The sequence below is a fragment of the Burkholderia pyrrocinia genome (assembly GCF_018417535.1).
In the GTDB taxonomy this organism is placed as follows: domain Bacteria; phylum Pseudomonadota; class Gammaproteobacteria; order Burkholderiales; family Burkholderiaceae; genus Burkholderia; species Burkholderia pyrrocinia_E.
In genome coordinates this window covers 94,459-109,855 of record NZ_CP070979.1, presented here as the reverse complement: position 1 = coordinate 109,855, position 15,397 = coordinate 94,459, and the positions used below count along the sequence as shown (strand labels likewise).

General features: G+C 63.6%; 12 protein-coding genes. 4 read left to right on the top strand and 8 right to left on the bottom strand.

The window, feature by feature from the left end; all coding sequences use genetic code 11:
• Positions 1 to 532 precede the first annotated feature (532 nt).
• From JYG32_RS33410 to JYG32_RS33400, 3 genes are read left to right on the top strand one after another with little or no spacing between them, the layout of a single operon-like run.
• Entirely contained in the window at positions 533 to 1,231 is a 699-nt protein-coding gene (locus tag JYG32_RS33410) for a response regulator transcription factor (protein WP_213268278.1), read from the top strand.
• Positions 1,228 to 2,586: a FecR domain-containing protein gene (locus JYG32_RS33405; RefSeq protein ID WP_213267954.1), complete on the top strand. Its 1,359-nt coding sequence runs from the start codon at positions 1,228 to 1,230 to the stop codon at positions 2,584 to 2,586. The genes JYG32_RS33410 and JYG32_RS33405 overlap by 4 nt, the downstream gene beginning before the upstream one ends.
• Positions 2,587 to 2,615: 29 nt before the next feature.
• Positions 2,616 to 5,036 (top strand): CHASE2 domain-containing protein, encoded by a 2,421-nt coding sequence (locus JYG32_RS33400; protein WP_213267953.1) that lies wholly within the window; start codon positions 2,616 to 2,618, stop codon positions 5,034 to 5,036.
• A 56-nt stretch (positions 5,037 to 5,092) separates the two neighbouring features.
• Here the strand turns inward: JYG32_RS33400 and JYG32_RS33395 are convergent, their stop codons facing one another.
• A complete protein-coding gene (locus JYG32_RS33395; RefSeq protein ID WP_213267952.1) occupies positions 5,093 to 6,022 on the bottom strand; it encodes a response regulator transcription factor in 930 nt (309 codons plus the stop codon).
• A gap of 44 nt (positions 6,023 to 6,066) precedes the next feature.
• On the bottom strand, positions 6,067 to 6,927 hold the full coding sequence (locus JYG32_RS33390) for an OmpA family protein (protein WP_433960883.1): 861 nt from the start codon (positions 6,925 to 6,927) through the stop codon (positions 6,067 to 6,069).
• A 628-nt stretch (positions 6,928 to 7,555) separates the two neighbouring features.
• Between JYG32_RS33390 and JYG32_RS33385 the strand changes: the two genes are divergently transcribed.
• Complete coding sequence (locus JYG32_RS33385) at positions 7,556 to 8,188, top strand: hypothetical protein (RefSeq protein WP_213267950.1); 633 nt, start codon at positions 7,556 to 7,558, stop codon at positions 8,186 to 8,188.
• A gap of 261 nt (positions 8,189 to 8,449) precedes the next feature.
• Here JYG32_RS33385 and JYG32_RS33380 read toward each other — a convergent pair whose 3' ends face one another.
• From JYG32_RS33380 to JYG32_RS33355, 6 genes are all read right to left on the bottom strand, one after another.
• Positions 8,450 to 9,130: a LemA family protein gene (locus tag JYG32_RS33380; RefSeq protein WP_433960882.1), complete on the bottom strand. Its 681-nt coding sequence runs from the start codon at positions 9,128 to 9,130 to the stop codon at positions 8,450 to 8,452.
• A 7-nt stretch (positions 9,131 to 9,137) separates the two neighbouring features.
• Positions 9,138 to 10,454: a TPM domain-containing protein gene (locus tag JYG32_RS33375; RefSeq protein ID WP_249744985.1), complete on the bottom strand. Its 1,317-nt coding sequence runs from the start codon at positions 10,452 to 10,454 to the stop codon at positions 9,138 to 9,140.
• Position 10,455: 1 nt separating this feature from the next.
• The gene (locus JYG32_RS33370) at positions 10,456 to 11,034 is read right to left on the bottom strand and encodes a hypothetical protein (protein ID WP_174379022.1); all 579 of its coding nucleotides are present in this window, start codon (positions 11,032 to 11,034) and stop codon (positions 10,456 to 10,458) included.
• A 308-nt stretch (positions 11,035 to 11,342) separates the two neighbouring features.
• Positions 11,343 to 13,706 (bottom strand): LamG-like jellyroll fold domain-containing protein, encoded by a 2,364-nt coding sequence (locus JYG32_RS33365; RefSeq protein ID WP_213267948.1) that lies wholly within the window; start codon positions 13,704 to 13,706, stop codon positions 11,343 to 11,345.
• 259 nt (positions 13,707 to 13,965) lie between these two features.
• Positions 13,966 to 14,619, bottom strand: a complete 654-nt coding sequence (locus JYG32_RS33360; protein WP_213267947.1) for a hypothetical protein — start codon at positions 14,617 to 14,619, stop codon at positions 13,966 to 13,968.
• A gap of 69 nt (positions 14,620 to 14,688) precedes the next feature.
• Positions 14,689 to 15,396 carry a DUF3142 domain-containing protein gene (locus JYG32_RS33355; RefSeq protein WP_213267946.1) on the bottom strand — a complete coding sequence of 236 codons (708 nt, stop codon included), beginning with the start codon at positions 15,394 to 15,396 and terminating at the stop codon, positions 14,689 to 14,691.
• Between the last annotated feature and the right edge of the window lies 1 nt (position 15,397).

Here is a 15,397-nt window from a genome sequence, read left to right as displayed (position 1 = left end):
TTCGGGAGCATGGCCGGCGAGCCCCGATGCACATGCATACGCCCGCGCTCGGGACGCGACGCGTTGCCCAACGTGGTTCGCGACCGGATTGTAAGGATTTGACTACAAGCCGATCAGCTTTGCCTGATTGCCTGGGTCGCGGCTTTGCGAGAAGATTCGACCGTCCTGAGAGACCCACCGCGCCATCTCGAGCACGGCGTGCCAGTGCCGGCACGGTCCAATCTTTCCCGTATCCCGCTCGCCATCGATGGCACGTTGCTCGCCGTCGGCACGGCACAGCCATCCAGGGATACCCGGTGAACAATGCGCCCCGACTATCGATTGCATCCGCTTTCTCCGCCTGACCGGACGAAAGCGCGACCTGTCATTCTCTGACGTTTGTAATCCGGAGGCGATGTAAATTGGACTGGACAGTGAACACCCAACTGAAAACCGCCGCAACGTGACATCCGCACCCGAGCGCGCCATCTGGAGCGCTCGATCGTGCGATTCCGTTGCCTTTATCGAATCAGCCCGAGCAACACGGAATCACATGCGCATCGCCATTCTCGACGACGATCCCAGCCAATTGCAATTCATCACGGAGGCACTCACGCCGGCCGGTCACAGTTGCTATGTCTTCACCGAGGGACGCGCACTCATCCACCGATTGCAGCGTGAGACGTTCGATCTGGTCAGCCTCGACTGGAACGTCGTCGACATGCAAGGCGACGCGGTGCTCGCATGGATCCGGCAGAACTGCGACGCGAACCTGCCGGTGCTGTTCATGACGAGCCGCGCGCACGAAGCCGACATCGTCTCGGCGCTGAATGCCGGCGCCGACGACTACGTGATCAAACCGGTCGCCGCTCCGGTGCTGCTGGCGCGCGTGACGACGCTGCTGCGCCGGACCTACCGGCAGGATTCCGTGGCGACCAGCCAGCAGTTCGACGACTACACGTTCGACCTGCAGGAAGGCCGGGTTCTCTACCGTGGCACACCGGTCGCGCTATCGCAGAAGGAATTCCAGGTCGCGCTGCTGTTCTTCCGCAACCTGGCCAGACCGCTGTCGCGCGCACACATCATCGAAACGGTATGGAAACACTCGCCCGACATCCCTACCCGCACGCTCGATACGCATGTGTCGGCGGTTCGGGTCAAGCTCGACCTGAAGCCACAGAACGGCTACTGCATCGTTCCGATCTACGGCTACGGCTACCGGCTCGAGAAGCTCGGAGCGAACGGCTCGTGAACAGGTGCAAGCGTCCGTCGACTGACGTTTCGATACGCGCGGCGATCGCGGCCGGCGTACTGGCGTTCCTCGCCAGCGGAGTGCCGTGCGCGCAAGCACAGATGCCGTTCGGCGAGACGCAGGACACCATCGCGTATTCGGTGCGCCAGAACGACACGCTGTACGACCTCGCCGCGACTTATCTGGCTGATCCGCAAAACTGGACGGTGCTTCAGCGCATCAACCGCGTCGCCGACCCGAAACGCCTGCAGCCTGGCTCGACGCTGCACATTCCGGCGACGCTGCTCAAGCGGTCGCAACCGGGGGCGAAGACGATTGCCGTGCGCGGCCTCGCCGAGCGTGCGTCCTATCGCGGTCCGTACGGGCCGCTGACGGTCGACACCACGCTCGCCGAAGGCGATGTCGTCCGCACGCAAGCCCGATCGTTCGCGACAATCGAGCTGTCGGACGGATCGCACGTGACGTTGATGCCCAACACCTCGGTCGACATCCGGCGGCTTCGCACATCGCCGACGACGGGCGGTGCCGACCGCAAATTCGGCCTCGAAAAAGGCGAGGTGCGCGCCACCGTGACGCCGCTGAAACCGAGGGACCAGTTCAACATCAGCACGCCGTCGGTCATCGCCGGCGTGCGCGGCACGGAATTCGGCGTCGGGTACGACGACGGCGAGAGCATCGTCGAAGTGCTGGCGGGCAAGGTCGCCGTCGATGGCAAGGACGCGTCACAGGCGCTCGTGCCGATGCAGTTCGGCGTCGTTGCCGATCCGGCCGGTCACGTCGACGCACCGGTCCAGTTGCCGGCCGCGCCCGCGCTGGCGCATCCGGACGATGTGCAGGCCGGCTCGCCAATCGCATTCGACATCGTGCCGGTGACGAACGCACGCGCGTATCGCGTGACGATCGCCAGCGATGCAGGTTTTCTGGACATGCTGGACAGCGTGCGTGCGGACGGTCCGCGCGCCGTGTTCGCAGATTTGCCGGACGGCAACTATTTCGTCCGGTTGTCTGCCGTCGATGCGCACGGGCTGGAAGGACTGACGCGCATCTACAGTTTTCGCCGCACCCGAACCGCTGCGACGGATGTCGCCCCGCGACAGGCAGCCACGCATTACGAATTCCGCTGGACGGACGACATGGACGCCGGTCCGTTGCACACGTCGCACTTCGTGCTCGCGGCAGATCCACAGCTGCACGATCCCCTCGTCGATCAGGCGGGCCTGACCGGCACCCGGCTCATACTGTCGGATCTGAAGCCGGGCAAGTATTTCTGGCGCGTGGCGGCTGCACGGCGCGCCGCCGACGGCGGGATCGACGAGCAGTCGACGCCGGTGCAGTCGTTTACGGTAGGTCGATAGGTGTTTGCGCGCATCGCGCGGCGGTTCTCATGTTCATCAGGCTTCCCCCTTCATTCCTTCGCGCCGAAGAGAAGCGTTTTCTGCGCGAATGGCTGCTGCTCGGCGCCGTCGGCGTCACCTTCATCGTATTGCTGGTTGCGTGTCATCTGACCCGCCCGGCCGATCGCATCCTCTACGACTGGTGGTTCCGGCACCGGTCGGTGCCGGCCAGCACGGACGTCGTGATCGTCGCTATCGACGACCGCAGCATCAACAAGCTCGGCCGGTGGCCGTGGTCCCGTCAGGTCCATGCCGATGCGCTGCTGCGCATCGCAGCGGGCTCGCCGCGAGCCGTCCTGTACGACGTGCTGTTCACGGAGCCCGGCGCGCAGGATGTCGCGCTCGCCGACGCGATGTCGCATGCGCCAGTCTATCTGCCGCTCGTCATCGAAAGCGGCCCGACCAATCCCGAAGCCGGGAACGCATTGCTGCCCGTCGAGCCGCTGCGCGCGGCCGCGGCCGGAATCGGACATATCAATCTCGAAACCGAACAGGACGGCATCGTCCGCAATGTCTCTCTGTTCGAAGGGAACCGCAGTCAGCTGTGGCCGCAGTTCGTGATTCCGGCCTACCGCGGGGCACGCGGCCGCAACGCGCCGCTGCCCGGCCCGCCTGCCTCAAGGGTTTCGGATTCGAAACCGATTGTCGATCCCGTGTTCCGCTCCGGGAAGATGCTGATTCCGTTCTCGGGCGACGGCATACGCTACGCTCAGGTGGCGTTCGTCGACGTGCTGGACGGCAACGTAAATCCGGCGATGTTTCGCGACAAGTTCGTGCTCGTTGGCGCAACGGCCGACGGTCTGCTCGAACATCTGACGACGCCCGTGTCCGGGCAAAACGGCTCGATGAGCGGCGTCGAGATCCACGCCAACATTCTGGATGCGCTGCTATCCGGACGATACATCGCCACGGCCGACATCTGGGAGGTTGTCCTCTATTCCGCGTCGCCGCTCGCGCTGCTGCTGCTCGCATTCCTGTACCTGACGCCACGGCAGACCATTGTGCTGCTGCCGACGCTGATCGGTGCCGCGGTATTCGGCAGCGGCACGCTGCTTCTGAAGGCGTCGGTCTGGATCAGTCCAGTGCCCGCCGCGCTCGCACTGCTCGTCGTCTATCCGACGTGGAGCTGGCGGCGGCTCGAAGTGGCGATGTCATTCATCAGCGCCGAGCTCGAGCAGCTGGCGAACGAGCCGCAGCTCGTTCAGGATCAGCGCATCGCGACCTTCGCCTTCGTCGGGCATGCACTGGAACACAACATCGCGCTGATGCGTCAGGCCGCGCGACAGGTGCGCGACCTGAAACGCTTCGTGTGGGACAGCCTGAACAGCTTGCCCGACCCGGTGCTGGTATCGGACAGCGCGGGCTATATCCGGCTCGCCAACGATCCGGCCCGGGCATGCCTCACGCCGCCCGTGGGAAAAGCACTCGAAGGCTGCACGCTGCAGGAAATCCTGAGCACGCTTTCGTTCGTGCGGCTGATCGATGGCGCGCCATCAGCGGCGCGCGGCCGCCCGTGGCCCGCGCTGCTCTCTCCGACCCACGCCGGCAACCTCGATGCGCTGGAACGCGGCGTAGAGGTCGCCGATGCCAGCGGACACCATTTCGTGCTGCGATACGCGCGCTGTACGAGTTCGGCCGGCGAGCTGATCGGCTGGATCGCGAGTCTCAACGACGTGACGGCACTCCATGCCGCGCAGAGCCAGCGCGACGAGATGCTGCATCTGCTGTCCCACGACATGCGCTCGCCGCAATCGTCGATCATCGCATTGATCGACATCGAGCGTCCGAAGGCGGTCGTAACCGGCCAGCGGCTCACCTACGATCGCATCGAGCGATACGCGCGCCGCACCCTGGCGCTGGCGGACAGCTTCGTGCAGCTCGCCGCTGCCGAGACCTGCGACTACGCGCTCGAGGTCGCCAACTTCTCCGATCTGCTGAACAGCGCGGTCGACGAGGTCTGGCCACTCGCCAATGCGAAGCACATTACGCTCGCATACGACACGCCGGACGGCGAATTTCCGGTACGTACGGATCGCTCGATGATCGCCCGCGGGCTCGTGAATCTGCTGAACAATGCGGTCAAGTACAGTCCGCCGCATACGCGCATCGACTGCGCGCTATCTCTCACCGGTGAAACGCCGGCACGATTGCGCTGCGTGATCCGCGATCAGGGGTATGGCATCTCGCACGAGCAGAGGCTGCGTCTGTTCAAACGATTCCAGCGCTTTCGGGTTCCCGGTCAGCCTGACAGCGAAGGCGTCGGACTCGGATTGGCATTCGTCCGGACGGTCATTACGCGACACGGCGGAACGATCGATTGCGACAGCGCGCCGGGGCACGGCACCACGATGACGCTCCATCTTCCGGTCGTTGCGCTGGCAGCGGCCGCCCGGATCGACGAGGCCGTGTGACGGCGCAGCCGCCCCGCGTGCCCCCGGATCCAGAGCGGCGAAGCGGCCGCAAACGTTCAACCGACCGACACCGGCTCGTGCGAGCGCATGTTGTCGAGCTGATATCCGAACCGGTGAATCGACGTCAGTCGATAGCCGTTTCGCGCGTTCAGCATAAGCTTCTTGCGAATCGACGACACGTGCGTGTCAATGCTGCGCGATCGCTCTTTCGAGAACTGCCCCCACATCGCCGCAGCGATCTCGCGCCGCGTCACCGGGCGACACATGTTTCTGAACAACAGGAGCGCGACATCGAACTCCTTGCGCGTCAGCATCGCTTGGCGCGTGCGGAATTCGACGGACAGCGTTCGCGGATTGAAGCGATAGGCGCCGAACGCCAGTATTTCGTCGCTCACGAACAGATGCGGATAGACTCGCCGCATCAATGCGTCGATGCGCGCGAGCAACTCGACGCTGCCGAGCTGCCGGTCGACGTAGGCATCGGCGCCGGCTTCGAGTCCGGATACCAGATCCTCCTCTCGCGCTTCCTGCGTCGCGCCGAGGACGAACGGCAATGTCGGATAGCGACGACGGCTCGATGCCAGCAGTTCGTACCGGCCAATATCGGGCGCCTCCCAGTCGAGGATTGCCAGCCGGATCGGTACGTCTTCCAGCAGATATTCGAATGCGGAACAAGTCGGTACTCGGTGACAGACGTACCCTCGTGACGCCAGCACGCCGGCAATTTCGTCGAGCGAGCCCTGCACGGGCTCGAGAAAGGCGATGTTCAGAGCGCAAGATTGCGTGGACATACGTACCGTATCGTAAGAGCGATCGCGAACGACGCGATTCAGCTGGAATGACATGAAGCGCGGCTTCTTCGGTGCGGAGGCGGTAGCGTGCAGGCGCCGCCTCTGCCCGCGGCGGCCTCCCGGCGCGCCGGCGTCGGCGCCTGATGCTTCGTTTTCGGGTTGAGGGATCTCAGGTTCAGGAATGGTTGTTTTCATGTCAGTACTCGTGGCTGTCGGCAATGCTCGCGAGCGTCGGCCTGCTATTGCCCGCGCTTTTCCCCGGCGACATCGATCGTCACCCGACGGTCCGGCTGCAAGCACCGAATCGCCTCGACCGTCTTGCCCGCCGGGCACCCGTTCGTTACCGGGGTCGTGCTGCCCGCCCCCGCTACCACCACCGGATTGCGCGGCAAGCCCTTCGCCACGAGGTAGTCGCGCACCGTCTGCGCCCGCGCCAGCGACAGTTCCTGGTTATGCGCATCCGGCCCGATCCGGTCCGCATGCCCGATGATCGTCACCGACTTCAGGTTCCGATAGCCGCCGTTCAGCCGTTCTGCGATATCGTCCAGCGCCGTTCGTCCGCCAGGCAGCAAATCATTCAGCGACGAACGGTCGAACGCGAACAGCACGTCGTCGTTCACCGCGAAATGCTCCGACACCGTGGGCGCGGCAGCCGCCGGCGCCGCCGATGCCTGAGCCACCAACGCATCACACTCGTGCTCCTTCCAGTGCGTGCTCTTCACCTGAGCGTTGCCGTCGTAGACGATCTGGTACTGGCACGTGACGTACTCGTTGCCCTTGCCCGTTCGGAAGTTGAAAATGTAGTTCCACTTGCGCACGCCGAAGAAGCCTTCCGAGAAGTGCGGCTCCTGCAGCAGCGCGTAGACCTGGTCCTTTGACAGCCCGGGCATCATCTGCCGCAGATTGTCGACGTTCGGAAACGTCCCTTCCTTCAGCCACGCTTCGTCGCGCTCCGGAAACGTCACGCCAGCGTCGTCCGCATGCGCGGACACCGGGCCGGCCAGCGCTGCAATCGTCACGGCGAGCACTTGCACGGCCCGTCTCGCGCGGCCGACTTTCGCAATCGGCACATACGCCGCGGAAACGGTCGTTTCTTTCATCTGAACCCCTGCAATCAGTCAGTTGAGATGCGGTCGCGCCAGCACCGCTTGACGAAAATTCGATTCGTATACCTGATTGAATCAATGCTGTTCGTCTCATGGAAAGATGGCATGAAGATGAAAACGGACTCTCACGCGTGATCGAGGCGATGCCGTCCGGCACCCATCTCGGCGGCACTCCGCTCACGTCCGTCTGCCCTCAAAACGGAGTCTATGGCAGCCCGTCGCGGGTGACTGTCAGGACTTGTCAGGCTCGATATGGATTGTCGGCGCAGTGGTGTAGCGCATCTTCGACCAGCGACGCGCGACGGCGCAGACGAAACGTACACCGACGAGATGCGGAACGCTCCGGTCAGCGTCCGCTTTACCGCCAACGCAGCAGGAGCCAAGTCCAAGGAGAAATTCCGTGCGTCAAAAGTCGGTCCGACCAATCCTGGCATTCTTACGCAGCGAAAGATCGATGCGATCGACCTGCGCTGCGTACACCCCGGGTCGGGTTTGCCGCGGGCAACTGACAATACGCCTGACGGTCTCTGACACAACCGCCGGCCACCCGCTGCTAGCCTCCCATGCTCGGGCAATCGATCACAGGCGGATTTGCCACTCCGCATCAACATAAGGTTTCGTCATGTCTCGCAGTGTCGTCATGAATCGGCCAGTTGGCCGGGGATGGTTGTGGCTGTATCGTGCGGTCAGCTGGATCGCGTTGCTGGGAACCGTCGTATATGCCGGCTATTTCATCATGGAGATACTCAGGCCGGTCGAAACGAGCGGCACTTTGTTCGGCGGCGGAATGGGTCTTGTCGCCTACACCCTCAGCCTGCTCGTGGCCACAGCCGTGCTGCTCGTCGCACTGCTGCTGCGCCTGCCGGGATATCACGTGGCCTGGTTCCTGGTCGGATGCCTGATCGAGTGCATCGGCGCGTGGTGGCTAGTCCACTATCCGGACGAGTCCAACGTCGAATTGATCTATTGCCCGCAACGACAGGAGATCGCCGAGGCCATGCTGGCAGGCACGATCTTCCTGATCGTCGGCATATTCGCGCGTGTCAGGGGCGCGCGCCTCGCCGGTCCCGAGTCGGTCTCGCGTATTGGGCTCGTGGCCCGGCTACCGCTGGCCGTGCTGCTCGCCTGGGTCTGCGTCGGCTTTCCTTTGGTTGCGATGCTGCACAAACCGCTGCCGTATTGCGCGTTCGACAAGGAGGGCAACCAATTGACGATCTGCCTCGATTCGACCGATCCGCGTGTCATTGTTGATTGAATCGGGTCGTACGCTCGATCCCGCCCCTTCGTCGTCACGGGGACGACCAGGAAAACCCGCGTCGGGCCCCCACGCCCTCACCCGTGCGTGAGATCGTCGATTCGCTCAAGGCCCCACGCCTATGCCCGTTCCGCCGATAAAGATCGGAATGAGAAATGGCGCCAGCACGATTGCACCGATAACGAGCATACCGTCCGCAGCGAGCGTGACAGGCGTCGACAGACCGCGCCTGCGTGGAAAAAACCCTCCGGACAAGCACGATTACTGCACCCCACTAGCAGCCTTCGGCGCCGAAAAGTCGACTTTCGGCGCAGCCGATATCGACGATTCATTCGCCACGCTGAAATTCGGCCGTGTCTCGTAACCGAAGATCTTCGCCACGATCACGCCAGGGAAGCGCCGGACCGTCAGGTTGTAGTTCTGCACGGTCCTGATGTAGCGCCCGCGCGCGACCGCGATGCGGTTCTCGGTACCTTCGAGTTCAACCGAGAGATCGCGAAACTGCGTGCTGGCCTTCAGATCCGGATACTTCTCGGCGACGACCATCAGGCGGCTCAGCGCATTCGACAGACCGCCCTGCTGCTTGTCGAACGCCGCGAGCGCGCCGGAGTCTTTCGCCAGTTCAGGCGTCAGTTGAATGCTGCCGACGCGTGCGCGCGCTTCGGACACCTCCGTGAGCACGCGCTCTTCGTGGGACGCATATCCCTTGACCGCCGCGACGAGATTGGGCACCAGATCGGCGCGACGCTGATACTGGTTCAGCACCTCGGACCACGCGGCATTGACATCCTCGTCCGATGTCTGGATCGCGTTATATCCGCAACCGGCAAACGGAAGCACGATACAAAGCGCAAAAAACAGGCGAAGCCATTTCATCTTGATTGTTCCAATTGAAGATTTCCGTCGATCGCGAACCGTGAATACCGAACGGTATCGACACATGCGTGTATCACCAGCTGTCCGACGCGCCGCCTCCCCCGCTCGAACCGCCGTCCCCTGAAAACGAATCCGACGAGCTCGAATCGGCGCTCCATGATGAGCCTGAATCGGAGTTCCCTGACGATCCCCAAGCGCTGCTGCCCGACGAAGGACTGCTTTCCCAGTCGTTGAAGAAATCCGCCAGCGTGGCGGCCACACCCAGCACCACGAGCAGAGCGAGCCCGACTGTCATCAGGACCTGTCCGGCCGAAAACCCCATCGCGTGCCCGGCCGCGATCAATGCCAGCAGGACGCCGACAACGATCGCCATAAATTTGCGCACGGAAGCGGAGCGAAACAGGCCCATGCCGAGCAGGCATGCCGGCAAGCCGAGGAATGCGGGAAGTACAAGCGCGCCCAGCAGATTGATCGCCGGGACGCCCGTATCGATCAATCCGGCAGGCAACCTCGCGATGAGTGCGACAGCCGTCCCGATATAGCTGCCTCCGACATAGACGTACCATCGGGCTTTTCGCCACATGGCTGCGATGCCGAACACGACGTTCGCCAGTACGAGCAGCACCCACATGCCGACATCGATCTTCTGCTCCGGCGCGCGAGCGACATCGCGCGGGCGCTCCGACTCGCTTGCGGTAACGGCCGGTTTCGCTTCGCTGGCGGCCGTTTCCAGCGCACGCGGCTGCAATCGCTCGACCAGCGCGTCGACTGCTCCGCTCAGGCCGGCTTCGAAATTGCGGGCACGGAACGCCGGCACGATCTGCTGCCGGATGATCTCGGCAGCGGCGATATCCGGCACGGCGCCTTCCAGCCCGTAGCCGACTTCGATGCGCACATGATGATCGTTCAGCGCCGCCACCAGAAGAAGACCGTTGTCGGTCTTTGCATGCCCGAGCTTCCATTTCTCGAAGACGGCAGTGGCGAACTGCTCGATCGTTGCCTGCCCGCTCGTCGCAACGAGCAGCACGGCGAGTTGAACACCCGTACGCCGTTCGAGCTCAGCCAGCCGAGCGTTCAGATCCGTTCGACATGCATCCGTCAGCGCACCCGTGGTGTCGGTGATGCGACCTTGCAGCCGCGGAACGGCATTCGTGTCTTTCGGCTCGGGAAACGTCGTGACCGGCGCGCCATGCGTGCATGCGGCGATATTCGGCGCCCCGGTATCGGCTGCCGCATCGGATGCCGAAGCGACAGGGGCCTCGACGGCATGAACCGCACCGCAAATCAGCAGCCCCGCCAGCAGAGACCAGCCTCGCGAAAGCCTCACGCGCAGCCGGGTGGGCCGCGATGCGCCTTCGCCGGGAGTCAATGTGTGATGCATCGGCGACACGTCATTCAAAGCGAACTTCGACCATGAACAACTGTGCCGATTGCGCGCCGACCACGCAACGACGCCCCGTCTCGACCATATTGAACAGGGTGGACAGCTGTTTCAACTGTTCCCGGGGCGTATCGGGCGCCATGGCGCGAATCGATTCGACCTGCGCGTCGGTGACGTTGTGGGACGCCGACAGGACCGAGGTACAGACGAGGTCGAAAAGCCGGCCGCGGTATGTTGCGGCGATTCCGCCGGTCGTTTCGTCGTCGGTACCCTTTACCACTGTGACGCCGTCGATCCGGACCTCGTACAGATCATGCGAATAGGCTCCCTTCGTCACGCATAGCGCGGCGGACCGCCCGATGCGGGCGGAAATGTTGGCGCTCGCACAAATGGCCTTGCCCGCAACCGGATTCAGCGTATACGTATCCGGGCCGGCGGCTCGGGCGATCGAACAGGAAAAGGCAAGAGACGCAGCCAGAACGACGATGGATGTGATCAGTGTTTTTTTGGGTTGCATGAAATCGATAATGTCTTTTCGGCGGTCACGGCAATATGCCGGTTCCGCGTGAGCCGCTGTCTTCAGTTCCACGGATGAAAGCCCCCTGCCGATAAGCCGAAGCCGCCGCGGCTGTCAGCGGAGCCCGATATTTTCGTGACTCATCGACCGCTCTCCGAAATGGCCGACATACCGACGCCCAGCTCGCTGGCATCGCGGTACACGCCTCCGGCCACCGCCCAGCCCGACTGCCCGGCTTTGTACGATTGCGGATCGCCATCGCTGCTGAGGTCCCGCCGTACATGTCCTTGCGCAGCGAGCCAAACTGATCGAGCACGGCGCGACATCCCGCGACGGCGCCTCGCATCGGCGCGCCGCAATGGCGACGGCCCTGGCCTGCGTCAGCCCTGTGCCAACGCGGCGATCTGCTCGGCGTCGAGCGCGTTGCGATACAGCCGAAACTCGTCGATCAGCCCGCCGAAGTACGGATCGGCCGCGAACTGAGAGCGGCCGATCCAGTTCCGTGCGGTTGGCCCGAGCCGGAACGGCGCGAAGATCACGTCGTCGGCACTGCCCACGACGCTGCCGTTCACGTACAGCGTCGCCGTCGTGCCGGACAGCGTGACCGCGACGTGCGCCCACTGCCCGGTGGGCAGCGACGCCTTGCCGTCGACACGGCGCTCGCCATGCGAGCCGTTGGTGCTGATCGCGAAACGCACGACGCCCGTTCCCCCCATCGGCGTCAGCATCATGTAGCGGGCAGTGCCCGAACCGAAGTCGAATACGCGCGCCCACCGTTTGCCGCCGTTGCCGTTCCAGTTCACCCAGGCCGCGATCGTGAAGTCCGATAAGTCGGCTACCAGATTGTCCGGCAAGCTCACATAGCTACCCACGCCGTCCAGCGACAGCGCTTTACCGGTCCTCCCGGCCGCGCGCGTGGCCCCGCCCATCAGCGTGCCCCCATGACCGTTGCCGCTCGCATCGGCCACAGCGGATCCGCTGGTCTCATCGAACGGCAATCTGGTATGCAAGCGCATCTCGGTCACCGCGACCGCCTCGTTCGAGTCGCCCGTTTCGCCTGTCGGCGTGCGCGCACTGACCACGTAATACCATGTTCCGGCAGCCGGGCTGTCGGTGTACGTGAGCGGATCCGCGATGCCGGTCGCGACGATCGTGTACGGTCCGCCCGGGCGCGACGCGCGCTTGACCGTATAGCTCGTGCCGCTCGCGACGCCCCACCACGACAGCACGACAAGCGACGCGCTGACCCATGCCGCGAGCCCGCTCGGCGCGCGGGTTCCCGTGAACGCATCGCGCGTGCAGGTCAGCGTGCCGTAGCCGAGCTGGTCATAGCCGCCGCTGTTCGGGCCGTAGTTGCCGCCGCCGCCCTCCGGCTGGATCTTCAGCGCGAATTGCTTCGACCACGGCGCTGCCAGCCCCTTGCGATTGACGTAGTGGTTGTAGACGAGCGCCCAGCATGGCCGGATCAAGCCTCGCGCGGACGTCGAGAACTGCGTCTGCGTGACGTCCACATTGGAGTAGGTGACATAGGGAACCGTGTAATAGATCGCCCCATCGGGTTGCAGCAGGTTCGCCTTCGCCACGTATTCGGCGCCGGCGAGGAAACGGTTGTTGTCGTGGCCGTACAGGTCGATGCCCTGGTTCCACGCCATCTCGCAGATCGCGCCGCCGAGCGCGATGCCGAGCGTGTTGTGCCCCTGGTCGCGCCCGGTCTCCTGCCATTGCCCGAGATGGCCCGGATGCAGGTAATAGACGGCTTGCGCGATCGCTCCGTTGCCGGCGCCGCTCCGGAAATAGTTCACTGCCTCGTCGAACAACGCGCGATCGTCGCACAGCACGCCGATCGCCATCACGGACGCGATGTTGCACAGGTCCCAGTTCGCCCAGTAATGCGTGATGTCCGTGTTGTTATGGCGATTCAGGAAATCGTGATTGATCGGATAGAACACGTTGCGCATCATCGACTGGAACGCGGCGAAGTCGGCCGCCGCCCAGCCGGAATAGGTGCGAATGATCTCGCCGGCATTCGCGAACTCGTAGCCGTAGATGCCGGCCGCGAGGTCGACGTTCGTGTCGCCGCCGAGGCGCTTCAGCGTGGACGACCATGCGTTCATGATCTGGACCGACTTGTCCGCGTACGCGGTTTCGCCGGTGACTTTCCAGCGCAATGCGCACGCGTAGGCGGCGGCGATATCGTTGTACAGCAGCGTGTAGTTCTGGGGGCCCGTGCCGCCACGGTCCACCTCCGCTTGCGGTCGCGGCGTCCACGACAGGCTCGCATGGTGGTTGGCGATCAGCACGCTCCAGGCGGACTGCCACGGCTGCTGCCGAGTCGCCACTTTCAGAGCGATGCGATCGAAATCGGCTTGCGTATGAAGCAGGCCCGGGTGAATGAATGTGCCTGTCGTTGTCGCCGGAGCGTTGCTGGTCGCGGCCGGATTCGAGACATCGCTCGATGGCGTCGCGGCCGCGTCCGATGTGCCGCCATCGACGGTGGTCGCCACGGCAGACGCGGACGCCGGCACAATGCCATCGGCCAGACTCGCACCCACCGGCGTCGAAGCGGGGGCCGCGCCTCCCGCCGCTCCCGCCCCGACGACCGGGCTCGCCGCAGCACCATCCTGCGATGCAGCGGATGCGCTTCCCCCGCCGCCGCAAGCCGACAGCGCAAGCGCGCTCAAGCTGAACAAAAAGCTACGGCGTGAGATTGCGGGGCCGTCTCCGCTCTTGTTCGTAGTGTCCATGACCGTTCCGAAAATTTCTGCGCCCGCCACACTCCACGTCAAGCGCCTTATCGACGGGAATTGCTCAGCGCTGCCGACGAAGATAACAGTCACCCCGGGAAAACAACGTCAGACAGTGTCAGGTTCGTCGCGAAGCTGACCGCACCATTGCCGATCGAAGTACGGGCGATGAATTCATCCCACTCATCGATTCAAGCATGTGATGCTTCTCTTTCCAGTCAAGTCGGGCAGTTCTGCAACATCGGCTGGTGGGCCGAGACTACTCCGACCATGACACTGAAAATACGGTACGACGGACGTTCTTGGCGTCGGGATGCAGCCATATATCGTTCACTACCAGACCTTCATTCTTGCCCCCTTCCTGCGCCGACAGATCCATGGAAGCCCCCACCCGCTTCTCGATCATCGCGCGAAGTGACTTGCTGGATGTTGCGTACGATTGCTGCAGAACATACTCGTAGTCGGCCCCCGACTCACTGTCGAACCTCACCACCTCGGCGACTGGAACACCGCCAAAGGTGACCATTCCAGGTCGCAGCACGGCGTGTATTTCCGTGAACGACGCGAGGGCGTCCCCATTGACACCCGTACCCGGCTCAATTGTGCAGCGCCATGTGATCCGTTTGACGACGGAACGCCATGGCGACTCCAATTCACTCACTCGATCGATGCGGCTGCGCTTGCAAGGATCTCGAGCGTCTGGATGAGCCGAGTCGCGGCGCAGCTCGGGAAAATTCCACGCATTGTTCACGTCCCCGCCCGTGGATGCGCGAAATAGTTCGAGCACTTGCCTGGCATCGGCGTCCGGGGCCGACACCGCCAGAAGAACAGACATCAGCAACGGTGCATATTGAATTCCAGACATATCGACACAGCGCATCATGTTGGCGTACCGTTCGATTTGATGGTGCACAGCAGAACACCCCCCTCATTGGGCGGGCATCCGACACTCTGCGGTCGATGTGGACATCGCGCTATCGCGTCATTCATTGCGCAGAAACACGACATAGCCCCGGAACCACGGATTCCCGGCGAGATACCGGGGCGGGTCCCACTCTCCGCCCTGGATCAGCCCGATCCGGAACGGCAATTGCAACCGCCCGACGCGTGGTAGATACGTGTCGTAATCGGCAATCGTGCGGCGGCCCTGATAGGTCTGCACGACGACTTCATCGATGATCCGCTTCAGTTGGTTGACCTGGTCGGCGTCGATGCGGCTGCTCCAGTCGAGGAGCCCGGTGATGCTCAAGCGGCAATCGCCGGGCAACCGCTCGCGCAGGTTCCGCAGAAACTCGAGATAGTCCTGAAGATGACGTGTGCGCGCATCGAAATCGATCTGGATTCCCGCGATCGCACGACCCGACGCACGCCAGCGCGAGAGTTGGGCCAGCATGATGCGCTCGACGCGCGGCGTCCAACGCAGCGTGTGCGCGCGATATACCAGCCAGACGTCCGCGCGCGGCAACGGCGGCAGCGACGCGCGCTGCGCGATGAAACGCACCTGTGCGTCGTCCTGTGGCGACGCTTCGATCTGCCCTTGCAGCACGTAGACGGCGCGTGCGTCGTGCAATACCGGCTGCGGCTTCACCCCGGCCCACAACCAGAAGGCGTCGTACCGGGCTGCGTCGACTGTGCCGGCCAGTGCGATTCGCGCACACAGCAGCAAGCCGACGCAGATGAGTCGCTTCATC

Excerpts from the sequence above, each read along its gene's own strand:
- JYG32_RS33410 (WP_213268278.1), top strand. The coding sequence starts at position 533 with ATGCGCATCGCCATTCTCGACGACGATCCCAGCCAATTGCAATTCATC.
- JYG32_RS33385 (WP_213267950.1), top strand. The coding sequence starts at position 7,556 with ATGTCTCGCAGTGTCGTCATGAATCGGCCAGTTGGCCGGGGATGGTTG.
- JYG32_RS33365 (WP_213267948.1), bottom strand. The coding sequence starts at position 13,706 with ATGGACACTACGAACAAGAGCGGAGACGGCCCCGCAATCTCACGCCGT.
- JYG32_RS33395 (WP_213267952.1), bottom strand. The coding sequence starts at position 6,022 with ATGAAAACAACCATTCCTGAACCTGAGATCCCTCAACCCGAAAACGAA.
- JYG32_RS33355 (WP_213267946.1), bottom strand. The coding sequence starts at position 15,396 with ATGAAGCGACTCATCTGCGTCGGCTTGCTGCTGTGTGCGCGAATCGCA.
- JYG32_RS33380 (WP_433960882.1), bottom strand. The coding sequence starts at position 9,130 with ATGTGTCGATACCGTTCGGTATTCACGGTTCGCGATCGACGGAAATCT.
- JYG32_RS33400 (WP_213267953.1), top strand. The coding sequence starts at position 2,616 with ATGTTCATCAGGCTTCCCCCTTCATTCCTTCGCGCCGAAGAGAAGCGT.
- JYG32_RS33390 (WP_433960883.1), bottom strand. The coding sequence starts at position 6,927 with ATGAAAGAAACGACCGTTTCCGCGGCGTATGTGCCGATTGCGAAAGTC.